The organism is Microbacterium sp. dk485, assembly GCF_004570445.1.
GTDB classification, from domain to species: Bacteria; Actinomycetota; Actinomycetes; order Actinomycetales; family Microbacteriaceae; genus Microbacterium; species Microbacterium wangchenii.
The window spans coordinates 555,261-576,786 of the sequence record NZ_SPQW01000002.1 but is presented as its reverse complement, the minus strand read 5'-3'; the positions used below and the strand labels follow the sequence as shown (position 1 = coordinate 576,786).

General features: G+C 70.6%; 18 protein-coding genes and 2 tRNA genes. 6 read left to right on the top strand and 14 right to left on the bottom strand.

Going from position 1 to position 21,526, the window contains the following annotated elements:
• Window positions 1-7: 7 nt before the first annotated feature.
• The 7 genes from E4V99_RS13520 to E4V99_RS13490 all read right to left on the bottom strand — a co-directional run bounded on the left by E4V99_RS13520 (window position 8) and on the right by E4V99_RS13490 (window position 6,268).
• The gene (locus E4V99_RS13520; RefSeq protein WP_135117569.1) at window positions 8-1,123 is read right to left on the bottom strand and encodes an epoxide hydrolase family protein; all 1,116 of its coding nucleotides are present in this window, start codon (window positions 1,121-1,123) and stop codon (window positions 8-10) included.
• Between the two features lie 37 nt (window positions 1,124-1,160).
• On the bottom strand, window positions 1,161-2,429 hold the full coding sequence (gene clpX / locus E4V99_RS13515; RefSeq protein WP_135066893.1) for an ATP-dependent Clp protease ATP-binding subunit ClpX: 1,269 nt from the start codon (window positions 2,427-2,429) through the stop codon (window positions 1,161-1,163).
• A gap of 153 nt (window positions 2,430-2,582) precedes the next feature.
• Window positions 2,583-3,257 carry an ATP-dependent Clp protease proteolytic subunit gene (locus E4V99_RS13510; protein WP_135066896.1) on the bottom strand — a complete coding sequence of 225 codons (675 nt, stop codon included), beginning with the start codon at window positions 3,255-3,257 and terminating at the stop codon, window positions 2,583-2,585.
• Window positions 3,258-3,289: 32 nt separating this feature from the next.
• On the bottom strand, window positions 3,290-3,889 hold the full coding sequence (locus tag E4V99_RS13505) for an ATP-dependent Clp protease proteolytic subunit (protein ID WP_135066899.1): 600 nt from the start codon (window positions 3,887-3,889) through the stop codon (window positions 3,290-3,292).
• 81 nt (window positions 3,890-3,970) lie between these two features.
• Window positions 3,971-4,462, bottom strand: a complete 492-nt coding sequence (locus E4V99_RS13500) for a tetratricopeptide repeat protein (RefSeq protein ID WP_135117568.1) — start codon at window positions 4,460-4,462, stop codon at window positions 3,971-3,973.
• A 65-nt stretch (window positions 4,463-4,527) separates the two neighbouring features.
• On the bottom strand, window positions 4,528-6,120 hold the full coding sequence (tig, locus tag E4V99_RS13495) for a trigger factor (protein WP_135066905.1): 1,593 nt from the start codon (window positions 6,118-6,120) through the stop codon (window positions 4,528-4,530).
• A gap of 74 nt (window positions 6,121-6,194) precedes the next feature.
• Window positions 6,195-6,268: transfer RNA gene (locus E4V99_RS13490), tRNA-Pro, on the bottom strand.
• Window positions 6,269-6,516: 248 nt separating this feature from the next.
• Between E4V99_RS13490 and E4V99_RS13485 the strand changes: the two genes are divergently transcribed.
• A tRNA-Gly gene (locus E4V99_RS13485) sits at window positions 6,517-6,590 on the top strand.
• Window positions 6,591-7,175: 585 nt separating this feature from the next.
• On the opposite strand, the gene E4V99_RS13480 is transcribed toward E4V99_RS13485, so the two are convergent.
• On the bottom strand, window positions 7,176-7,706 hold the full coding sequence (locus E4V99_RS13480) for a gamma carbonic anhydrase family protein (protein WP_135117567.1): 531 nt from the start codon (window positions 7,704-7,706) through the stop codon (window positions 7,176-7,178).
• A 9-nt stretch (window positions 7,707-7,715) separates the two neighbouring features.
• Window positions 7,716-9,857 carry an acyltransferase family protein gene (locus E4V99_RS13475; RefSeq protein WP_135117566.1) on the bottom strand — a complete coding sequence of 714 codons (2,142 nt, stop codon included), beginning with the start codon at window positions 9,855-9,857 and terminating at the stop codon, window positions 7,716-7,718.
• Between the two features lie 150 nt (window positions 9,858-10,007).
• On the opposite strand from E4V99_RS13475, the gene E4V99_RS13470 reads away from it, so the two are divergent.
• A complete protein-coding gene (locus tag E4V99_RS13470; protein ID WP_135066914.1) occupies window positions 10,008-10,490 on the top strand; it encodes a DNA starvation/stationary phase protection protein in 483 nt (160 codons plus the stop codon).
• Window positions 10,491-10,535: 45 nt separating this feature from the next.
• Here E4V99_RS13470 and E4V99_RS13465 read toward each other — a convergent pair whose 3' ends face one another.
• The 5 genes from E4V99_RS13465 to E4V99_RS13445 form a co-directional block, all read right to left on the bottom strand.
• Window positions 10,536-11,999 carry an amidohydrolase family protein gene (locus tag E4V99_RS13465; protein ID WP_245233231.1) on the bottom strand — a complete coding sequence of 488 codons (1,464 nt, stop codon included), beginning with the start codon at window positions 11,997-11,999 and terminating at the stop codon, window positions 10,536-10,538.
• Between the two features lie 20 nt (window positions 12,000-12,019).
• Window positions 12,020-12,655 carry an FMN-binding negative transcriptional regulator gene (locus E4V99_RS13460; RefSeq protein ID WP_135117564.1) on the bottom strand — a complete coding sequence of 212 codons (636 nt, stop codon included), beginning with the start codon at window positions 12,653-12,655 and terminating at the stop codon, window positions 12,020-12,022.
• A gap of 65 nt (window positions 12,656-12,720) precedes the next feature.
• The gene (locus E4V99_RS13455) at window positions 12,721-13,719 is read right to left on the bottom strand and encodes a DNA-formamidopyrimidine glycosylase family protein (RefSeq protein ID WP_135117563.1); all 999 of its coding nucleotides are present in this window, start codon (window positions 13,717-13,719) and stop codon (window positions 12,721-12,723) included.
• The gene (locus E4V99_RS13450; protein WP_135117562.1) at window positions 13,719-14,261 is read right to left on the bottom strand and encodes a ribose-5-phosphate isomerase; all 543 of its coding nucleotides are present in this window, start codon (window positions 14,259-14,261) and stop codon (window positions 13,719-13,721) included. Before E4V99_RS13450 ends, E4V99_RS13455 begins: the two co-directional genes overlap by 1 nt.
• 10 nt (window positions 14,262-14,271) lie before the next feature.
• Window positions 14,272-15,462 carry a ferrochelatase gene (locus E4V99_RS13445; protein WP_135117561.1) on the bottom strand — a complete coding sequence of 397 codons (1,191 nt, stop codon included), beginning with the start codon at window positions 15,460-15,462 and terminating at the stop codon, window positions 14,272-14,274.
• A 129-nt stretch (window positions 15,463-15,591) separates the two neighbouring features.
• On the opposite strand from E4V99_RS13445, the gene pepN reads away from it, so the two are divergent.
• The 4 genes from pepN to E4V99_RS13425 all read left to right on the top strand — a co-directional run bounded on the left by pepN (window position 15,592) and on the right by E4V99_RS13425 (window position 21,515).
• Window positions 15,592-18,135, top strand: coding sequence for an aminopeptidase N (gene pepN, locus E4V99_RS13440; protein WP_135117560.1), 2,544 nt, complete (start codon window positions 15,592-15,594; stop codon window positions 18,133-18,135).
• 68 nt (window positions 18,136-18,203) lie between these two features.
• Window positions 18,204-19,388, top strand: coding sequence for a mechanosensitive ion channel domain-containing protein (locus E4V99_RS13435; protein WP_209305631.1), 1,185 nt, complete (start codon window positions 18,204-18,206; stop codon window positions 19,386-19,388).
• Window positions 19,385-19,825: a globin gene (locus E4V99_RS13430; protein WP_135066941.1), complete on the top strand. Its 441-nt coding sequence runs from the start codon at window positions 19,385-19,387 to the stop codon at window positions 19,823-19,825. The genes E4V99_RS13435 and E4V99_RS13430 overlap by 4 nt, the downstream gene beginning before the upstream one ends.
• Window positions 19,826-19,850: 25 nt before the next feature.
• Window positions 19,851-21,515: an FAD-binding dehydrogenase gene (locus E4V99_RS13425; RefSeq protein ID WP_135117558.1), complete on the top strand. Its 1,665-nt coding sequence runs from the start codon at window positions 19,851-19,853 to the stop codon at window positions 21,513-21,515.
• Window positions 21,516-21,526: the final 11 nt, after the last annotated feature.

Genomic DNA, 21,526 nt, shown 5'->3' with positions numbered 1-21,526 from the left:
CGGCGCGCTACCGTGCGAGGTCTCCGACGAACGATCGCACACGTGCGGCCAGTTCGTCGGGGATCTCCGCCGCGGTGAAGTGGCCTCCGGCGGAGAGCCGCTCGAACACCCGCAGGTCGCGGTAGAACCGGCGCGCGAGCACTTCGGGGTAGTCGTGCTCGTGCCGCTGGATGAAGACGGCCGCGGGCACATCCGTCGGCGACATCGCCGCCGGCTGGTCGGCGCCCTCGTAGTACGGGCGGAATGAGGTGCCGACGGACTGCGTCACCCAGTAGATCATCGCCTCGGTCAGGAGCCGGTCACGCCCGATGCGGGTCTCGATGGCCCGTGGGTCGTCTGCGGGAACGTCGGCCCACTCGACGATCTTCTCCACGATCCACGCCAGTAGCCCCGCCGGCGAGTCGTTGAGGGCGGTCGCCAGGGTATCCGGACGGGTCGCCTGGACGTGCCCGTATGCACCGTGGAGGCCGTGGTCGGCGGCCAGGCGCGCGAAGAACGCCCGCACCTCCGGTTCGGTGGCCGCGTCGCGCTCGGACTGCGTGCCGAAGTGCGCGTGCGTCGCGACGATCCCGCGTACCGCGTCGGGATGGGTGGAGGCGAGCAGGTCGTTGACGTTCGCCGATACGTCCTCCCCGTACGTGACGTACCGGGCGTACCCGAGCGCGTCGGTCATGAGCGTGTGCATCGTGTGCGCCAGACGCTCCTCGGTCATCGGCGCGTCGGGATACGGCGAGGAGAAGGCGAACCCGGGGAAGCTGGGCACGACGACGTGGAAGTCGCGCAACCGCTCGGCGAACTCCAGCTGCAGCGCGAAGGTGTGCGGCCACCCGTGCATCACCAGGAGGGCGGGCGCATCGGGGTCGGCGGCACGCAGGTGGACGAAATGGATGCGGGCACCGTCGATCTCCGCGGTGAACTGCGGATACGCGTTGAGCTGGGCCTCCCGCGCACGCCAGTCGAAGTCGATCCACGCCGCCACGAGGTCCCGCAGGTAGGCCGCCGTCATGCCCGAAGGCATCCGACGGGGCGAGTCGTCGAGGAACCGGGTGCGCCCCAGCCGTTCGCGGAGGTCGGCGAGGACCTCGTCGGGGACGGCGATGCGGAACGGTGCGACCAGGATCATGCGTCCACGCTAGAGGTGGTCGCCGACACCGCAGCGGTCAGGCGCTCTTGCGCTTCTGGTGCAGCACGAGGGTGGGAGCGGCGCGCTCTTCGACGGCGGCACGCGTGATGATCACCTTGGCGACGTCATCGGCCGAAGGGATGTCGAACATGATCGGGCCGAGCACGTCCTCAAGGATCGCGCGCAGTCCGCGTGCACCGGTCTTGCGCCCCACCGCGAGATCCGCGATCGCGCGCAGGGCCTCCTCCTCGAACTCCAGCTGCACGCCGTCGAGCTCGAACATGCGCTGGTACTGCTTCACCAGCGCGTTCTTGGGGCCGGTGAGGATCTCCATGAGGGCGTCCTGATCCAGCGGCGACACCGAGGCGACGACGGGAAGCCGGCCGATGAACTCGGGGATCAGACCGAACTTGTGCAGGTCTTCGGGCAGCACTTCGCTGAAGAGGTTGAGGTCGCCGCCCTTGTCGTGCAGCGGGGCGCCGAAGCCGACGCCGTGCTTGCCCACGCGCGAGGAGATGATGTCCTCCAAGCCGGCGAAGGCACCGGCGACGATGAACAGGACGTTCGTCGTGTCGATCTGGATGAACTCCTGGTGCGGGTGCTTGCGCCCACCCTGGGGCGGCACCGACGCGACGGTCCCCTCCAGGATCTTCAGCAGCGCCTGCTGCACGCCCTCACCCGACACGTCGCGCGTGATGGAGGGGTTCTCGGCCTTGCGGGCGATCTTGTCGACCTCGTCGATGTAGATGATGCCGGTCTCGGCGCGCTTGGTGTCGAAGTCGGCTGCCTGCAGGAGCTTGAGGAGGATGTTCTCGACGTCTTCACCCACGTAGCCGGCCTCGGTGAGCGCGGTGGCGTCGGCGACGGCGAACGGCACGTTCAGGCGCTTGGCGAGCGTCTGGGCCAGGTAGGTCTTGCCGCAGCCGGTGGGACCGAGGAGGAGGATGTTGCTCTTGGCGATGTCGACGTCTTCGGCACGCTGTTCGGCGGGCTGAAGCGTGCCGTGCGCGCGGATGCGCTTGTAGTGGTTGTACACCGCCACCGACAGCGCCCGCTTGGCGGGATCCTGGCCGACGACGTACTCCTCGAGGAACGAGAAGATCTCGCGCGGCTTGGGCAGATCGAAGTCGGAGACCACGCCGGAGGACGACTCCGCCATCCGCTCCTCGATGATCTCGTTGCACAGCTCGACGCACTCGTCGCAGATGTAGACGCCGGGACCGGCGATCAGCTGCTGGACCTGCTTCTGGCTCTTCCCGCAGAAGGAGCACTTGAACAGGTCGGCGCTCTCACCGATGCGTGCCATGCGCTCCTCCTCGTCGCGTGCAGGACCTTGGTCCAGGGTGTATCGAGCCTAACCTCTGCAACCGACATCGGAGCGTATTGCGACGCCGTTCCGGCAACGTGTGGGCAACGCCGAAGCCCCCGCCGCGATGCGACGGGGGCTTCGGCATAGGCGTCAGCGCGTGAGCGCCGCCGTGGGCGTGCGCTTGCGGGTCGTGAGCACCTGGTCGACGAGGCCGTACACGACGGCCTCCTCCGCGGAGAGGATCTTGTCGCGATCGATGTCCTTGTTGACCTCTTCGGCCGTCTTGTTCGAGTGCTTGGCGAGGGTCGCCTCCAGCCACGTGCGCATCCGCATGATCTCCTGCGCCTGGATCTCGATGTCCGACGCCTGGCCGTGGCCGGCCTCGCCCATCGCAGGCTGGTGGATCAGGATGCGCGCGTTCGGCAGCGCCAGGCGCTTGCCCGGCGCTCCCGCTGCCAGCAGCACGGCCGCCGCCGACGCGGCCTGGCCGAGCACGACGGTCTGGATCTGCGGCGACACGTACTGCATCGTGTCGTAGATCGCCGTCATGGCGGTGAAGGATCCGCCGGGCGAATTGATGTACATGATGATGTCGCGGTCGGGATCCTGGCTCTCCAGGACCAGCAGCTGCGCCATCACGTCGTCGGCGGATGCGTCGTCGACCTGAACGCCGAGGAAGATCACGCGGTCTTCGAACAGCTTGTTGTAGGGGTCCTGGCGCTTGTATCCGTAGGCCGTGCGCTCCTCGAACTGCGGGAGGACGTAGCGGCTGCCGGGCATCTGCAGCGCCTGGGGCGCCGCGCCACCGAAAGTGGGTGTCTGCATATCGGGAATGTCCTTCTCTTTCGACGCGGGTCTCAGGCGTCCGCGCCGTTGTCGGCGGTGCCGCCGCCGCCGATGACGTCGGTGGCGGATTCGCGGATGTGGTCGACGAAGCCGTACTCCAGTGCCTCCTGGGCACTGAACCAGCGGTCGCGGTCGCCGTCGGCGTTGATCTGCTCGACGGGCTTTCCGGTCTGGGCTGCGGTGATCTCGGCGAGGCGCTTCTTCATGTCCAGGATCAGCTGCGCCTGGGTCTGGATGTCGCTGGCCGTGCCGCCGAAGCCGCCGTGCGGCTGGTGCAGGAGCACGCGCGCGTTGGGCGTGATGTAGCGCTTGCCCTTCGTGCCGCTGGTCAGCAGCAGCTGACCCATGGATGCGGCCATGCCGATGCCGACGGTGACGATGTCGTTGGGCACGAACTGCATGGTGTCGTAGATCGCCATGCCGGCCGTGATGGAGCCGCCGGGCGAGTTGATGTAGAGGTAGATGTCCTTCTCGGAGTCTTCCGCCGCCAGCAGCAGGATCTTGGCGCAGATCTCGTTCGCGTTGTCGTCGCGCACCTCCGAGCCGAGCCAGATGATGCGGTCCTTCAGCAGCCGGTCGAAGACGCTTGTTGCGACCAGGGGTTCGGGCATGTGTGCTCCAATTTCCGTTCGATCTGGCATTGAATCTACCGGCGCTCCCCGGGTGGGGTACGCGTGTTCGCCGTCGGCAGATCAGGCGCGTCGGTCCGCGATCTCCCGCGCGTACCCGGTCACCGATCGCGTGTACCGGGGCAGGTGGGGAGCGAGCGCCTGCAGCGCCACGGCCGCCGCGCGCTCGGGCTCACCGGCGGAGACGAGCGCGAGGGCGAGGAACGCCGCGACCGCGTCGTGCAACGCCGTGCCCTCGGTGTGGGCGTACTCCGCCTCCAGCAGTCCGAGCGCCTCGTCCACGCGACCGAGATTGCGCAGGGTGCTGGCCAGCTGGATCACGGCCTGCGTACGCACGTCCGGGGCGAGCGGGCCGCGCAGGGCCGCCCGATACAGCGGCTCGGCGTCCTCCTCCATGCCCGCGGAGTCCCGCGCACCGGCGCGCTCGTACAGGGCGCGGGGATCGTCGGCATCCCGCTGCGCGGCCAGTGCGTCGATCGCGGCGATCCGCTCCAGGTCGCTGAGGGCGGCGTCCGCCCACACCGCCTCGACGCGCGTGGCCCATTCGTCGGTCATGCTCATCCTCCCGCGAAGAAGGGGGTGGGCGCCGTGGCTCCCACCCCCTTCTCACGAACCGTCGGTCACTCCGCGGCGTCGGTCTTCTTCTTGGCCGGGGCCTTCTTCGCCGCTGCCTTCTTGGCGGGAGCCTTCTCGGCCGGCGCCTCGTCGGCCGCAGCATCCTTCGCGGCGGCCTTCTTGGCGGGGGCCTTCTTGGCGGGAGCCTTGTCGGCGGCCGGTGCCTCGTCGTCAGCCTTCTTGGCGGCCTTCTTCGCGGGCGCCTTCTTGGCGGCCTTCTTCGGGGCCTCCTCGGCCTCGATGATCTCGTCGGCGTCCGCAGCGGCGTCGGCGATCTCCTGCGCCTCCTCCACGACCTCTTCCTCGGCGGCGGCCTCGTCCTCGACGGCGACGAAACCGGTCAGGTCGACCGGCTTGCCGTCGGTGTCGACGACGGTGACCTTGCTCAGCGCCACGGCGAGGGCCTTGTTGCGCGCGACCTCACCGACGAGGGCCGGCAGCTGGTTGCCCTGCTGCAGCGCGTCGACGAACTCCTGCGGCGCCATCCCGTACTGGGCGGCGGACTGGATGAGGTACTGGGTCAGCTCGTCCTGCGAGACCTGGACGTTGGCCTGCTCGGCGACCTTGTCCAGCAGCATCTGCGTGCGGAACTGCTTCTCGCTGGCCTCGGTGACCTCGGCGCGGTGCGCGTCGTCCTCGAGACGGTTCTCGTTCTCGAGGTGGGTGTGCACCTCGTCCTCGATGAGCTGCGGCGGCACGGGGATCTCCACCTGCGCGAGCAGCTCTTCGACGAGCTTGTCCCGCGCGGCCGAGCCCTGGGCGAACGTGGACTGCTGAGCGACGCGCTCCTTGAGGCTGTCGCGCAGCTCGCCGATCGTGTCGAACTCGCTCGCGATCTGGGCGAAGTCGTCATCGGCCTCGGGGAGCTCGCGCTCCTTGACGGCGACGATCGTGACGGCCACCTCGGCCTCTTCGCCGGCGTGGTCGCCGCCGACGAGCTTGGAGCGGAAGGTCGTCTCCTCGCCCGCGGTGAGCGACTCGATCGCCTCGTCGATGCCCTCGAGCAGCTCGCCGGAGCCGACCTCGTACGACACGCCCTCGGCGCGGTCGATCTCGGCGCCGTCGATCGTGGCGACCAGGTTGAGCTCGACGAAGTCGCCCGTGGTGGCGGGGCGGTCGACGGTGACGAGCGTGCCGAAGCGGCCGCGCAGGCGGTCGAGCTCCTCATCGATCGCGGCGTCGTCGACCTCCGCAGCATCCACCGTGATGGTGATGCCCTCGTAGGCGGGCAGGTCGAACTCCGGACGCACGTCCACCTCGACCTCGACGACGAGGTCGCCGGAGAAGTCCTTCAGCTCGGGCAGCGACACGACCTCGGCGCTGGGGCGGCCGATGACGCGCACGCCCTGGGCTTCGACGGCCTGGCGGTAGAAGCTGTCCAGGCCTTCGTTGACGGCGTGCTCGAGGACCGCGCCGCGGCCGATGCGCTGGTCGATGATCGGAGCCGGCACCTTGCCCTTCCGGAACCCGGGGATCTGCACGTCCTGCGCGATGTGCTCGTATGCGTGAGCGATGCTCGGCTTGAGCTCGTCGGGCGAGACCGTGATGTGCAGCTTGACCCGCGTGGGGTTGAGCTTCTCGACGGTGCTGTTGACCATGCCTGTTCGTTCTCCTCGTGTGTTCCGCGCGCATACGCGGGCGGTCGTAGGTCCGGTTCGTGGGGTTTCGTACGTCGGGGCGACAGGATTTGAACCTGCGGCCTCCCGCTCCCAAAGCGGGCGCTCTACCAAGCTGAGCTACGCCCCGGGCGATGCGCTCGTGCGCGCACGACGAACGGCCCCGCAAAGTCTAGTCGATCCGTCCACGCTCGACCTGTGCCGCCCACGCCGGGGCCCGCGGCCCGGCCCCACGACCGCGCCAGTTCGGCGCATCCGCGCCATTTCTTTACGTGGCGGATGCACCGAAGTGGCGCGGACCCGAGGCCCCGCGTGGCGCTCGTCGGGAGAGGCGCCGACGTTCGGTTAGACTCGGGATGCTGCGGCGTGAGCCGCTGCGGGGATGTAGCTCAATGGTAGAGCCTCAGTCTTCCAAACTGATGGTGCGGGTTCGATTCCCGTCATCCCCTCCACTTCCTTGCCTCGGGCCCGCTGCGGCCGTGCCCGAACTCCTCAAATCCGCGCGTTCGTGAGCGGCCAGACGGATTTTCACCGCCTCCTGCGCGGAGATTTGAGGAGTTCGGCTCCACCCGCGCTGACCGGGCGCGCAGGAACCGGTCGCGCCGCGGGGACGCGCTGTGCCGGAGCGACGGAGCGGGCTCGATCCTGCCGTGCCTCCACTCCCGGCCCTCCACTCCCGGCCCTCCACTCCCGGCCCTCCACTCCCGTTCCGCCTCCGACCACGCCGCGCCCGAACTCCTCAAGAACACCGCCCCAGACTGCGGCTGGGCCCATTTCCACCGCATGCGCGCGCGGATGTGAGGAGTTCGGGACCGGTCGCACCGAACGGCGGGACTGCGGCCGGCGCGCCAGGGTGCTGTGGTGGGCGCGGCGCTCTGCTCCGCGCTGGACACGCCGGCTGGACGCCGGCCACCCGCGACGGAGAATCGCATCCACGTCGGAGCATCCCGCGCGTATCCTCCGACCTCAGTGCGATCCTCCGACCTCAGTGCGATCCTCCGACGTGCCTGCGTGGGGGGACGCCGAGGCCGGGCGCGTCAGAGGGCGGCGGCGTGGGTGCGGAGGTGGTCGCGGTAGACGTCGGCGTTGCGGCGGAGGCGCGCGCGCTCGTCGTCGGTGAGCTCGCGGCGTACCTTGGCGGGCACACCGGCGACGAGGGAGCCGTCCGGGATGACGGTGCCCTCCAGCACGACCGCTCCCCCGGCGATCAGGCACCCCGCGCCGATGACGGCGCCGGAGAGGATGACGCTGCCCATGCCGATGAGAGACCCGTCGCCGATCGTGCAGCCGTGGACGACGGCGTTGTGTCCGACCGAGACGTTCTCGCCGATCTGCACGGGCGAGTCCGCATCCACGTGCACCGAGACGTTGTCCTGGAGGTTGCTGCCTGCCCCCACCGTGATGGGAGCGCTGTCGGCGCGCAGCACGGCGTTGTACCAGACGCTCGCCTCCGGAGCGAGGCTCACTGCACCCACGACCCGGGCTCCGGGGGCGACGAACGCCGACGGATCGATCGACGGGGTGGCGTCGGGAAGGGCGAGAACTGTGGCGTCGGCGGCGATCGTCATGCCGCGAGCCTACTCAGGCCGCGCCATCGCCTCGCCGACGGCGGTCGCCAGCCACGGCGCGAGGGTGTCGGCGAAGGTGACGGTGAGGTGGTCCTGGTCGCGGTACACGTTGGCCCCGCCGACCACCGGTGAGCAGATGTCCCCCGCGCAGTACACGTCGGTGAAGTCCAGGAGCGTGACGCCGTCGGGGCCCTCGGCCGCCGCCCGGACGGGATCCTCCCCCACGAGCACCTCCGACCGCGGCGCGTCGCACTCGGCGGCGTCGCGGATGCGGAGGCACTTGTTGGGATCGGTCTCCCACACCGGGTTGTCCACCACCGTGATCACCGGAACGCCGCGGTCGGTCATCGTGGCCCACGCTTCCCGGTAGCCGGCCACCGCGGCATCGAAGGACGAGTCGAACCCGTCCGCGGAGTACGGGGTGGTGGCGATGGCCGCCGTGAAGACGGCATCCACGTCGGAGGCGGCCAGCTCCTCGGCCACCCCCGCGCGCCACTGGGTGCACGCCTCTCCGAACGCTCCGGGCGTGGACAGCGGTGTGGCGTTCCACGGGCACGCACCCTTGAAGAACGTGACCAGACGCCACCCCTCCTCGTCGGCGATCCGTTGGAAGGTGGGCAGCAGCTGGTAGGCGTGGCTGTCCCCCACCAGCGCGACCGTGGGGGCGTCGGCCGCCTCGGAGCCGAACTCGCACGAGACGACCTCCGCGTTGTTCAGCTGCACGAAGCACTGCTCGTCTGCCGGACGGTCCACGCCCGCGAAGCCGGGAGCGGGCAGCACGGTGTCGTCCCATTCCGTCCCGGCGCACTCCTCCGACAGGACCGCGGCCGCGCCGAAGCAGTCGGGCGGATCCTCGCGCAGCTGCTCGAGGGCCTGCACCCCGTCGCGGTAGGCGGGGGCGTTCACGGCCCATGCCGCGCCCGCCGTGCCGCCCACCAGCAGCATCGCCGCGAGCGACGACCACAGCGTCACGCGCGCCCGGCGGGAGGTCAGCGCCCGCCAGGAGCGGGTGGGATCCTCCACGAAGCGCTTGGTCAGCCACGCCAGGACGAAGCACAGCGCCAACAGCGCGACGCGGTGGTAGATCGTCAGGCCCCAGAAGGGCACCGACGGCGCGATCACGATGAGCGGCCAGTGCCACAGGTACAGCGAATATGAGATGTCGCCGACGAACTGCGCCGGCCGCAGCGACAGGATGCGCGTGGGATACCACCACCGCGCGGTGTTCGACGCCGCGATGACCGCTGCCGCACCGAGGGTCGGCAGGGCTGCGGCGTAGCCGGGGAAGGGCGTCTGCCCGTCGAAGCGGAACGCGACGAAGACGAGTGTGAGGATGCCGCCCCATCCGAGCACGAAGCTGACCACCGGATGCTGCACCCGCAGCAACGGCACGAGAGCGATCATCGCCCCCACTCCGAACTGCCACATGCGCCCGAAGGTGACGAAGTAGGCGGGGGCGGGGTCGGTGAGGGTGAACACGACGCAGAAGACGAACGACGCCGCCGACACGAGCCCGAGCACGACGAGGACCGCGCGGCGCGTGGACCCGCGGAACCACTTCACGCCGATCCATGCCGCCAGCAGCATGAGCAGCGGCCACATGACGTAGAACTGCTCCTCCAGCGACAGCGACCAGTAGTGCTGCACCGTCGTGGGCTCCCCGCCGTGGCCGAGGTAGTCGGCCGAGGTGAGGGCGAGGAACCAGTTCTCCACGTAGAAGGTGGATGCGACGATCTCCTGCACCTCGTTCGGCAGAGCCGAGGTCGGGGTGAGGTACGGGGACATCGCCACGAGCGCGCAGAACAGCAGCACCAGCAGCGACGCGGGCAGCAGCCGACGCGCCCGACGTGCCCAGAACTGCGCGAGGCGCACGGTGCCGGTCGCGGTCAGTTCGCGCATGAGGTGCCCGGTGATGAGGAAGCCGGAGATCACGAAGAAGACGTCGACGCCGACGTACCCGCCGGGCAGCCGGCCGGGCCAGAAGTGGTAGAGCACGACCAGAAGCACGGCGATCGCGCGCAGGCCCTGCACGTGCGGCAGGAAGCGCGCCGGCTCCGCGTGCTCGGGAGAGCGGTCGGCAGGGATCCGGCGACGCAGCTGCGCCGGATCGCCGAGGTTCTGCGGAGCGGGGAGCGGGTCGGCGGAAGGCACCACTCGACGGTAGTCGACGCAGAGCCGGCGGCCTGGGATTTCGCCCCTCGACGCGGTGTAAGCCCAGCCTTCGCTTCCTTGCGGAATGCCTCGCGCTGAGTAGCGTTGTCTTCCTCGGGCATCCCGTGCCCAGTACGGAGGCGAGAAGACATGACTGACACGCACACCACCCCGGCCACCGCGGCCGACCCCACCGTCGCCGCAGCCGCTGCCCAGTTCCTCAGCCCGGTCGTGGCTGGTCTGACCGCCCTGTCGGTCAACGGCAAGCAGGCGCACTGGAACGTGCGCGGATCCAACTTCATCGCGATCCATGAGCTCCTCGACACCGTCGTGGACCACGCCCGCGAGTGGGCCGACGACGCCGCCGAGCGGATCGTCGCCCTCGGCCTGCCGGTGGACGGACGCCTGTCCACGACCGCTGAGAAGACGACGTCGGCCGTTCCGGCGGGCTTCACGCCGTGGGAGGACATGGTCCGCACCGTCATCTCCGACATCGACGGCGTCCTCACCGACCTGCAGGCCGCGATCGAGGGGCTCGATGAGATCGACCTGACCAGTCAGGACGTCGCGATCGCGATCAAGGAGGGGCTGGAGAAGGACCGCTGGTTCCTCTTCGCGCACCTCGCGGAGTAAGCACGCTTCGATCAAGCCCCCGGCGCTGCCGGGGGCTTCGTCGTGTCATCGGGCGTGGGTGACCCGCCCGGCCACGAGCGTGGTCCGCACCTCCATGCTCCGCAGTCCGGCCTCGCCGGCGACGCTCGGATCGGTTGCGCATACGGCGAGGTCGGCGACCGCACCCGGTTCGATCCTCGAAGGCGCGCGTGAGCCGCCGGCAGTGGATGCTGCCAGCGCGGTGGCGAACGGAAGCCGCTCGTGCGGCAGCCACGGGTCTCGCCCGTCCCGGGTGCGGAACACCGCGCCGGCCATCGCCGCCCACGGGTCCAGCGGCGTGACCGGAGCATCCGAGCCCAGGAGGAGGTTCGCCCCCGCATCGGCCAGCGACCTGAGCGGGTACGGCTGGGCCGTCTGCGCGGCCCACACGGTGTCGACGAGATCGCGGTCGTCCAGGGCGTGCTCGGGTTGCACGCTCGCCGAGACCCCCAGACGCGCGAAGCGCGGGATGTCGGTGTGTCGCACGAGCTGGGCGTGCTCGATGGATCCGCTCGCCCCCGTCGCGGCGAACGCGTCGAGGGCCGCGGTGTTCGCGACGTCGCCGATCGCATGCACGGCGCACCCCAGGCCCGCCGCCGTCGCGCGGGTCATGAGCTCGAGCAGCGTCTCGCGGTCGACGGTCAGCACACCGTGGCCGCCCTCCGCGTAGGCATGCGAGCACGCCGCCGTGCGGGTGCCCAGCGATCCGTCGGTGATGACCTTGAGCCCGCGGACGCGGACGAGGCCTTCGGGGTCGCCGTCGACGGGGTCGTCCGTGCGCAGGCCGGCGGAGATCGCGAGGTCGAGGTGCTCGGGGTAGATCCCGTACCGGATGCGCAGCCCGTCGAAGCCGTCGGCGGCGCGGCGCTGCCACACGTCGTGGTTCCATGCCATGTCCAGGTCGACGATGCCGACCACCCCGCGCGCGGCCGCTGCGCGGGCGAAGGCGCTCACCCGCCGGTCGCCGGCGGGTGCGTCCACGGCGTTGAGCCGGCGGGAGATCTCGAACGCATCCGCCTCCCGCAGCACGCCGTCGGCGGGGGCGGGGAACCGCTCGCGGCGCAGCGCCGCGGAGTTCAGCCACACGCTGTGCACGTCGGCGTTGATGAGGTACGTCGGCACCTCACCCGTGGCCCGGTCCAGCACGTCCAGGCTCGGCGCGTCCGGCCAGAACGCGTCGCGGAAGCCGGTGCCCACGCGCCGGCCGTCCTCGGGTGTCACCGAGCCCATCACCGCCGCCGCTTCAGCCGCGGAGGCGGCGTGTCCGAGGGGCGCCCGCTCCCCGGCGAGGGCCGCCTGCAGCACGTGGACGTGATGGTCCCACAGCCCCGGCACGATCCAGGCGCCGTCGACGTCGAGCACCTCTCCGACGGCGCGCAGCACACCCGTCGGAGCGATGTCGGCGATGCGACCGCCCGCCAGGACGATGTCGACGGGATCGTCGTCGGGAAGCAGCTCGCCACCCGGGCCGGCGATGCGCGCCGCGCGGATGGTGCCGACGTGCGCGCCGATCACGCGCGCGTCCGCGCGTCGGCTGCCCGCTGCATCTCGGCGGCCAGCCGCGGCTGCGCGTACGGGCCGTCGCCGGAGAGCTCGGCGATGATGGTCTCCACGACGCCGGGCTCCTTGTTCTGACTCAGCTTGCGCTTGGCCACCACACGCGAGGGCGTCAGGCGGAAGCCGACGGTGCCCTTCTCCAGCCGCTCCACGAACGCGGCGTCGTTCGGCCGCTCCCACATCCGGCGAGGCTGGGGCAGTGCGCTCTCGAAGCGCGCGACGAGGCGATCGAGCACCTGCAGGTTCTCCTCCGGCGTGAGCAGCTCCGGGATCCCCGTCAGGTGGGCGGAGACGAAGTTCCAGGTCGGCACGGATGCCACGTCGCCGTACCAGCCCGGTGAGATGTACCCGTGCGGACCTTGGACGACGACGAGCAGCTCGCGGTCGCCGAGCCCGTGGATGAGGTCGTCGGGCTTGCCGACGTGGCCGACGATGGTGAGGTCGTCGCGGTCCTCATCCAGCATCACGGCGTAGTGGGAGGCGACCATGCCGTCCGCCGTCGCACTGACGAGCGTGACCCACGGGTTCTCCTCCACCAATCGCCGCAGTTCGCCCACGTCGGTGACCGCGAAGCTCGGGTTCTGTCGCATGGCTGCCAGCCTATTTCGCGTCCACAGCGTCCGTCACCCAGATGACACCGGCACGACGACCGTGGTCACCGCTGGCAGGAAGGGCACCAGTATAGGTTCCGGCCCGCCGCCTCCTCGACGACGATCTCCGTCCCGCACACGCGGCAGGGCAGGCCCGCACGGTGGTACACCCAGTGGCGGTCGTCCCGGCTCGCCATCGCACGCCGGTACGCGTCGGGATCGAGGTCGTCCATCGTCATCATCTGGCCCGTGTCGACGCCGATCGTCAGGAGCCGCGCCCAGTCCCGCCACAGTCCGCGGACGAGCTCTTCGGGAACGTCCCGCCCCGGGGTGTGCGGGTTCAGGCGCGCGCGGAACAGCAGTTCGGCCCGGTAGACGTTGCCGATGCCGCTGACGACGGACTGATCCATCAGGAGCAGACCGATCGCCGTGGCCCGTCGCCGCACCGCCGCCACGAAGCGCTCCTCGCCGGCCTCCGCGCCGTCCACGAGCGGGTCGGGGCCGAGCTTGGCGATCGTCGCGGCGACCTCGTCCGGAGTCTGCAGCACGCACGCAGTCGGACCGCGCAGGTCGGCGCACGTGACGTCGGTGAGCAGGCGCAGCCGCACCTGTCCCACCACCGGCGGCGGCCATTCGAGCTCCTCCTGGAGCCCCGTGGTCTGCTCAGACATGCGCACACGCCCGCGCGCCTTGCGCGGGGCACCGATCGAGGACAGCGAGTTCTCACCCGCGGCATCCAGGATCGGGTCGTCGCCGACGTCGGTGCCGCGCTGGTTGGTCTGCCCCATGCGGCCGTTGGCCGAGGCGATGGTGGGGTCCACGAGGATCTCCCCGGCGAAGTCCCACGCGCCGTACAGCCCCAGATGCACCCGCAACCACAGGTCGTCCTCGAACTCGAGGAACATCTGCTTGCCCACCGCGCGCACGGACGTCGCCGCGCGCCCGGAGATGACCTCGGCGCCCTCGGCGAACCGCCCCTGCGGGCTGGATGCGGCGACCACGCGTCCTACGAAGTTGCGGTCGAACTGGCGGGCGATGCGGTGGACGGAATGCCCCTCGGGCATCAGCCTGCCTCGGGGTCGAACCCGTCGCCGTCGGCGAGCACGTCCGGCTGCGTGACGGCGGCCCTCGGGTCGGGCTGCAGCGCGCCGTCGAGTTCGAACGCCGCGATCTGGGCGATGCGGCGGGAGTGCCGCTCGTCTCCGGAGAACGGCGTCGCGACGAACCGGTCGATGAAGGCGGATGCTTCGTCGAAGGTGTGCTGACGGGCGCCGATCGCGATCACGTTGGCGTCGTTGTGCTCACGGGCCAGTTCCGCGGTGGCGATGCTCCACACCAGGGCTGCCCGCACGCCGCGCACCTTGTTCGCCGCGATCTGCTCGCCGTTGCCGGAGCCGCCGAACACGACGCCGAGCGCCTCGATGCCGTCCTCCTGATCGCGGACGACCGCCTGCGCGGCGCGAATGCAGAAGGCCGGGTAGTCATCCAGCGCGTCGTACTCGAGCGGGCCGTGGTCGATGACGTCGTGTCCCTGCGCGGCGAGGTGGTGCTGCAACTGCGTGGAGAAGTCCATTCCCGCGTGGTCGGTGGCGATGTGGATGCGCATGACTGTCATCCTAAGGAGCCACGCCGGCGGCGGCCGGCTTGAACCCCGCCCGCACGTTCTCGCAGCAGCCGGGTCGGCACACATCGAACCACGGGCCCAGCGCGGTCGCGTGCGGACGTTCGGCGGCGAGGGTCCCCCGCAGCCGCTCCTCGATGAGGTCGACCAGGCCCGACACGTACGCCGGGTCCACACCGGGCGTCGGCGTGCGGACGGCCCGCAGGCCCGCCTCGGCGGCAGCCTCCATGGCCTCGGTGTCGAGGTCCCACAGAACCTCCATGTGGTCGCTGACGAACCCCAGTGGCACGATCGCGACCGCTTCGACGCCCTCGGCGGGAAGCCCCGCGATCACGTCGTTGACGTCGGGTTCCAGCCACGGCTGCTGCGGCGGTCCCGACCTCGACTGGTAGACCAGATCCCACGCGACCTCGGCGACGGATTCGGCCAGTTCGGCCATCACCAGTTCGGCGACGGCGCGGTGCTGGGCCGCGTAGGCGCCACCCTCCCCCAGGTCCAGGTCGCGCGGTCCGGAGCGCTCGGCATCGGCGATCGGGATCGAGTGGGTGGAGAACAGCACGCGGATCGCCTCGGGCGCGATGCCGTCGGCGAGGAAGTTCCGCACAGCCGTGCGCACGCCCTCGACGAACGTCGCGACGAAGCCGGGGTGGTCGAAGAACTGGCGCACCTTGTCGATCGTGACCGTCTCACCCAGCCCGGTGGACTCCAGCACCCGGGCGAAATCCTCCCGATACTGGCGGCAGCTGGAGAAGGAGCTGTAGGCGCTGGTGGCGATGGCCAGCAGCGTCGTATCGCCCGCGGCCGCGGCATCCTGCACCGCCTCTTCCAGGTAGGGGGCCCAGTTGCGGTTTCCCCAGTACACCGGCAGCCCGAGGCCCCGGCGCTCGATCTCGGCTTCCAGCGCGGCCTTCAGCGCACGGTTCTGCGCGTTGATCGGGCTGACGCCGTCGAAGTGGCGGTAGTGGTGCGCGACCTCCTCCAGGCGCTCGTCGGGGATGCCGCGTCCGCGGGTGACGTTGCGCAGGAAGGGGATGACGTCCTCCTGCCCCTCGGGCCCGCCGAAGCCGGCCAGGAGGATGGCGTCGTAGGCGACGGGCTCTTCGATCCACGGCAGACCCGAACGCGCGGCGGGGCTGGCGTAGGGAACGGGCTCGGTGGCGGGGGGCTGGGGAGCTTGTGGCGGCACCTCTCCATCTTCTCACCGTCCCCGCGCCCGCTCTCCGTTCCCGGGGAGCCCGGCGCTAGGCTGTTACGGTTGCCGCCGGCGCCAGCAGCGCCTCGCGACATCCCGCCTCTTACCCCTGGGAGCATGCACGTGCCTGGAGAGAACCTCACCCGCATCGAGGCGCAGGAGCGCCGCGCCGTCGTCGACACCCACTCGTACGAGGTCGCCCTCGACCTCACGCGGGGCGCGGAGGTGTTCGGGTCGCGGACGGTCATCCGCTTCGCCGCCGCCGAGGGCGCAGACACCTTCGTCGACCTGATCGCGCGCGAAGTGCGCGAGATCACCCTCAACGGCCGCCCGGTCGACCTGGGCGCCTTCTCCGACTCGCGCATCGCGCTGAGCGGCCTGGCCGCCGAGAACGAACTCGTCGTGGACGCGGACTGCCTCTACACCAACACCGGCGAGGGGCTGCACCGCTTCGTCGACCCGGTCGACGATGAGGTCTACCTGTACTCGCAGTTCGAGGTTCCCGACTCGCGGCGGATGTACGCCGTCTTCGAGCAGCCGGATCTGAAGGCCGCCTTCCAGTTCACCGTCACCGCCCCCGAGCAGTGGGCGGTGGTCTCCAACTCCCCCACGCCCGAGCCGCAGCGCCACGGCGACGGGACGGCCACGTGGACGTTCGAGCCCACGCCGCGGATCTCGTCCTACATCACCGCGCTCATCGCCGGCCCCTACGAGTCGACGTTCTCGGAGCTGACCAGTTCCTCCGGCCGTGTCATCCCGCTGGGCGTCTACGCGCGCAAGAGCCTGTGGCAGTACCTGGACGCCGACTACGTCTTCGACAAGACGCGCGAGGGCTTCGCCTACTACGAGGAGAAGTTCGCGTACCCGTATCCGTTCGCCAAGTACGACCAGCTGTTCGTGCCGGAGTTCAACGCCGGTGCGATGGAGAACGCCGGAGCGGTCACCTTCACCGAGTCGTACGTGTTCCGCAGCAAGGTCACCGACGCCATCAAGGAGCGTCGCGTCGTCACGATCCTGCATGAGCTCGCGCACATGTGGTTCGGCGACCTCGTGACCATGAAGTGGTGGAACGACCTGTGGCTGAACGAGTCGTTCGCCGAGTGGGCGTCCACGATCGCCACCGCCGAGGCCACCGAGTGGACGCACGCGTGGACGACGTTCAACGCCATGGAGAAGACCTGGGCCTACCGGCAGGACCAGCTCCCCTCCACGCACCCTGTGGTCGCCGAGATCAACGACCTCGAAGACGTGCAGGTCAACTTCGACGGCATCACCTACGCCAAGGGCGGTTCGGTGCTCAAGCAGCTGGCCGCCTGGGTCGGCATCGAGCAGTTCTTCGCCGGCGTGGCGGCGTACTTCGCCAAGCACGAGTGGTCCAACACCGAGCTGCCCGACCTGCTGTCCGAGCTCGAGGCCACGAGCGGCCGCGACCTCGCCGGCTGGTCGAAGAAGTGGCTGGAGACGGCGGGCGTGAACACGCTCTCGCCGCTCATCGATGAATCCTCCGACGGCACGATCTCCCGCTTCGGGATCGTGCAGACCGCGCCCGCGGACTACCCGACGATCCGTCCGCATCGGCTGGGCGTGGGGTTCTACGACCTCACCGACGGCGCCCTCGAGCGCACGCACTACCTGGAGCTGGACGTGGACGGCGACCGCACCGACGTGCCCGAGCTGACCGGCCACCGCCGCCCCGACCTCGTGCTGCTGAACGACGGCGATCTCGCCTACGCCAAGATCCGGCTGGACGAGCGGTCGCTGCGCACCGCCATCGCGCACCTGAAGGACATCAGCGACCCCCTCGCCCGCTCGCTGGTGTGGGGCGCGGCGTGGGACCAGACGCGGGATGCCGAGGCCTCCGCGAGCGACTACGTCGACCTCGTGCTGCGCAACATCGGCGCCGAGACCGAGTCCACCACCGTCCGCACGACCCTTGCGCAGCTGCAGCTCGCGGCCAATTCCTACGTCGCCCCGGAGACCCGCGACGCCACGCGCGAGCGGGTCGCGGCAGGCCTCTGGGAGCTGGCGCAGGCCGCCGAGCCCGGCAGCGACAGCCAGCTGCAGTTCGTCACCGCGTTCGCCTCGGCCGCGGCGACCGCCGACCAGTGGGACCAGGTGCGCGCGCTCCGCGACGGGCAGACGCGGCTGGAAGGCCTCGAGATCGACACCGACCTGTCGTGGCAGCTGCTGGTCTCCCTCGCCGCCGGCGGACGTGTCGGGGTCGCCGAGATCGACGCCGCCCTCGAGGCAGACAACACCGCGAAGGGCGGGGAGTTCGCCGCGCAGGCGAAGGCTGCCCTGCCGGATGCGGCGGCGAAAGCCGCGGCCTGGGACGCGCTCGTCGCCAACGACGAGGCGCCCAACACGATCGTGCGGGCGGCGGCCGCGGGCTTCGTCCACCCCGCGACGGTCGACGCACTCCGGCAGTTCGTGGCGCCCTACTTCGACATGCTGCTGCCCATCTGGGAGTCGCGGACCTACCAGATCGCGCAGTACCTGATCGTGGGCCTGTACCCCGCGCCCCTCGCCGACGTCGCACTGCGCGATGCCACGCGCGCGTGGCTGGCGGAGCACCCCGACGCCCCGCCGGCCCTCCGCCGCCTCGTTCACGAGAACCTCGCGGGCGTCGAGCGCGCCCTCGCGGTGCAGGAGCGCGACGCGGAGTAGCGCGGCACGCCGCACGGATGCCTCGACGCCCAGCCGGCGCCGAGGCATCCGTCGCTAGCATGGGAGGGATGTCCGCTCCCACTCCCCCGCCCGAGACCGACGTGACGAACCCGGATTTCTGGGTGCGTGTCGGGGAGGTCGCCCTCGATGTCGGCCTCAAGGCCCTCAACGTCGTCGTCGTGATCGCGGTGAGCGTGCTGCTCGCGTGGCTCCTCCGGTTCGTGATCCGCCGCGTCGTGGGGCGCATCGTCAACGGTGCCAAGAGCAAGGCGAACGTCGACGACACGCAGGCGCTGGAGCGCTCGCCCCTGAGCGCGGTGCGACTCGTGCAGCGCACGCGCACGCTCGGCTCCATCCTGCAGAACATCGTCAACGTGGCCGTCGTGGTGATCGCCCTCGTGCTCATCGCCGGCATCGTGGCCCCCGACATCCTCGCCTCGCTGACCCTGCTGACCGCCGCGATCGGCGCCGGCCTGGGTTTCGGCGCGCAGAACATCGTCAAGGACGTCCTCAACGGCATCTTCATCGTCGCCGAGGATCAGATCGGCATCGGCGACGTCGTCGATGTCGGCCTCGCCACCGGCGTGGTGGAGTACGTCAGCGTGCGGATCACGCACGTCCGCGACGTCAACGGCACGCTCTGGTACGTCCGCAACGGCGAGATCACGCGCATCGGCAACATGTCGCAGGGGTGGTCGCGCGTCATCGTCGACCTGGCCGTGCCGGCGGACGCCGACGTCGGCGAGGTCGAGTCTGCGATGCTCGGGGCCGCCCAGACACTCACGAAAGACCCGAAGTGGCGTACCCGCATCATCGAGCAGCCCGAGATCTGGGGCCTGGAGTCCGTCAGCGGCGACGCCCTCGTCATCCGCATCGTCTTGAAGACCCGCGCGAATGCCAAGGATGATGTCGCCCGGGAGCTGCGGATGCGGCTCAAGCGCGCGATCGAAGAGCTGGGGCTGAAGATCCCCCAGCTGAACTCCATCGTCCTCTCCGGCCCCGAGGGGGCGCAGCGCGTGCGGGGGGCCAACCCGCCCAGGACGCGTCCGAACCCGGTGACACCGGAGCGCCCCGTGTGGAAGCCGCGCCGCAAGCGCGCGGCCGCGGAGGACGCCGGCGGCAAGGACACCGGCGCGAAGGACACCGGCGCTTCATCGAAGGCCCCGAAGACACCCCCGGCACCCCCGACGCCGCCGGCCGAGCGCGCCACCGGGAAGCCCGCGCCGGGCAGCCCCGAGGAGCCGGGCGCATGAGCGAACCGTTGAGCTTCTTCGACGAGGTCGGCGGCGAGGCGGTGTTCCGCCGCCTGGTCGAGGTCTTCTACCGCGAGGTGGCCCTGGACGACGTGCTCAAGCCGATGTATCCGGAAGAGGACCTGGGGCCGGCGCAGGAGCGCCTGACCCTCTTCCTCATGCAGTACTGGGGCGGACCCACCACCTACAGCCAGGGCCGCGGTCACCCGCGCCTGCGGATGCGGCACATGCCGTACGTCGTGGACGCGGATGCGCGCGACCGGTGGCTGCGCTGCATGCGCACCGCCGTCGACGAGCTCGAACTGCCTCCCCTGCACGAGGCCACCCTGTGGGACTACCTCTCCCGCGCGGCCTATGCCATGGTGAACACGATGGACGCGACGGGCGACCGGGGAGCCCGGTCATCGCTGCCACTGGCGGGAGACGACCGCCGCTGACCGCCGGGACGACGAAGGAGTCGCCATGACCGTCCGGACGCACGACACCGACGTGCTCATCATCGGGTGGGGCCTGGCGGGCCTGGTCGCCTCACGCGAGGCCCTGCGCGCGGGGAAGCGGATCGTCGTGGTCGATCAGGAATCGCGCACGAACCTCGGGGGTCAGGCGTGGTGGTCCTTCGGCGGCCTGTTCTTCATCGACTCCCCCGAGCAGCGGAGACTCGGGATCACCGACTCGCTCGACCTGGCCCGTCAGGACTGGTTCGGCACGGCCGGTTTCGATCGGCCGGAGGACGCGCGGCCGCGGGAGTGGGCCGAGGCCTACCTCGCCTTCGCCGCCGGCGAGAAGCGCGCGTGGCTGAAAGAACTCGGCATCGGGTTCTTCCCCATCGTCGGGTGGGCCGAACGCGGCGGGTACACGGCCCTGGGCCCTGGCAACTCGGTGCCCCGCTTCCACATCGCGTGGGGCACGGGCCCCGGCATCGTGGCGCCGTTCCAAGCCGCACTCGAAGAGGCAGAACGCGACGGGCGCGCCGTCGTCCTGCCGCGCCATCGGGTGACGCAGCTGCGCACCGCCGGAGGCGTCGTCGTCGGCGCGGCCGGCGACGTACTGGCACCCACGGGCGCGCCCCGGGGCGCGGCATCCTCGCGCGAGAGCATCAGCGGCTTCGAGGTGAACGCGGCGGCCACCGTGGTCTCGGCCGGCGGCATCGGCGGAAACCAGGACCTCGTCCGCGCGCAGTGGCCCGCCCGCCTGGGAGAGCCGCCGCGGTCCATGGTCACCGGCGTGCCGGCCTACGTGGACGGGTCGATGCTGGGCATCGCCGGCGAGGCGGGGGGCAGGCTCATCAACGGCGACCGCATGTGGCATTACGTCGAGGGCATCCGCAATTGGGACCCGGTATGGCCCTCGCACGGCGTCCGCATCCTGCCCGGGCCCTCCTCGCTGTGGCTGGATGCCACGGGCCGGCGCCTGCCCGCTCCCCTGTTCCCCGGGTTCGACACGCTGGGGACCCTCGCCCACCTGCGCGCCACCGGCTACGACCACTCGTGGTTCGTCCTGTCCTCGCGCATCGTGGAGAAGGAGTTCACCCTCTCCGGCAGCGAGCAGAACCCCGACCTGACCGGCAAGGACCTGGGCCTGCTCGTCCGTTCCCGCCTGGGCAAGGGCGCGGCAGGTCCGGTGCAGGCCTTCCTGGACCACGGGGAGGATTTCGTCGTGCGCGAGGACCTCGACGCCCTCATCGCCGGGATGCGGGCCCTGCCCGGCGGGGACGCGCTGGACGCCGCCTGTGTGCGCGCGGAGGTGGAGGCCCGCGACCGCGAGATGGCGAACGACTTCACCAAGGACGCGCAGATCGCGATGCTCCGCTCCGCGCGCGCCTTCCGCGGCGACCGCATCATCCGCACGGCCGCACCCCACCGCATCCTCGACCCCGCCGCCGGCCCGCTGATCGCGGTGAAGCTGCACGTCCTCACGCGAAAGTCGCTGGGCGGCCTGGAGACCGACCTGGGCGGCCAGGTCCTCGGCGACGCCGGCGCACCGGTACCGGGCCTGTACGCCGCCGGTGAGAGCAGCGGGTTCGGCGGCGGCGGGATGCACGGCTACCGGGCACTGGAGGGGACGTTCCTGGGCGGCTGCCTGTTCTCCGGCCGCGCGGCCGGACGCGCCGCGGCCGCGGCCCTGTAGCCCCGGTCGGC

Excerpts from the sequence above, each read along its gene's own strand:
- E4V99_RS13520 (WP_135117569.1), bottom strand. The coding sequence starts at position 1,123 with ATGATCCTGGTCGCACCGTTCCGCATCGCCGTCCCCGACGAGGTCCTC.
- E4V99_RS13455 (WP_135117563.1), bottom strand. The coding sequence starts at position 13,719 with ATGCCCGAGGGGCATTCCGTCCACCGCATCGCCCGCCAGTTCGACCGC.
- E4V99_RS13435 (WP_209305631.1), top strand. The coding sequence starts at position 18,204 with ATGTCCGCTCCCACTCCCCCGCCCGAGACCGACGTGACGAACCCGGAT.
- E4V99_RS13460 (WP_135117564.1), bottom strand. The coding sequence starts at position 12,655 with ATGCGACAGAACCCGAGCTTCGCGGTCACCGACGTGGGCGAACTGCGG.
- E4V99_RS13500 (WP_135117568.1), bottom strand. The coding sequence starts at position 4,462 with ATGACCGACGAATGGGCCACGCGCGTCGAGGCGGTGTGGGCGGACGCC.
- E4V99_RS13480 (WP_135117567.1), bottom strand. The coding sequence starts at position 7,706 with ATGACGATCGCCGCCGACGCCACAGTTCTCGCCCTTCCCGACGCCACC.
- E4V99_RS13470 (WP_135066914.1), top strand. The coding sequence starts at position 10,008 with ATGACTGACACGCACACCACCCCGGCCACCGCGGCCGACCCCACCGTC.
- E4V99_RS13510 (WP_135066896.1), bottom strand. The coding sequence starts at position 3,257 with ATGCAGACACCCACTTTCGGTGGCGCGGCGCCCCAGGCGCTGCAGATG.
- E4V99_RS13450 (WP_135117562.1), bottom strand. The coding sequence starts at position 14,261 with ATGCGCATCCACATCGCCACCGACCACGCGGGAATGGACTTCTCCACG.
- E4V99_RS13505 (WP_135066899.1), bottom strand. The coding sequence starts at position 3,889 with ATGCCCGAACCCCTGGTCGCAACAAGCGTCTTCGACCGGCTGCTGAAG.
- tig (WP_135066905.1), bottom strand. The coding sequence starts at position 6,120 with ATGGTCAACAGCACCGTCGAGAAGCTCAACCCCACGCGGGTCAAGCTG.
- clpX (WP_135066893.1), bottom strand. The coding sequence starts at position 2,429 with ATGGCACGCATCGGTGAGAGCGCCGACCTGTTCAAGTGCTCCTTCTGC.
- E4V99_RS13430 (WP_135066941.1), top strand. The coding sequence starts at position 19,385 with ATGAGCGAACCGTTGAGCTTCTTCGACGAGGTCGGCGGCGAGGCGGTG.
- E4V99_RS13425 (WP_135117558.1), top strand. The coding sequence starts at position 19,851 with ATGACCGTCCGGACGCACGACACCGACGTGCTCATCATCGGGTGGGGC.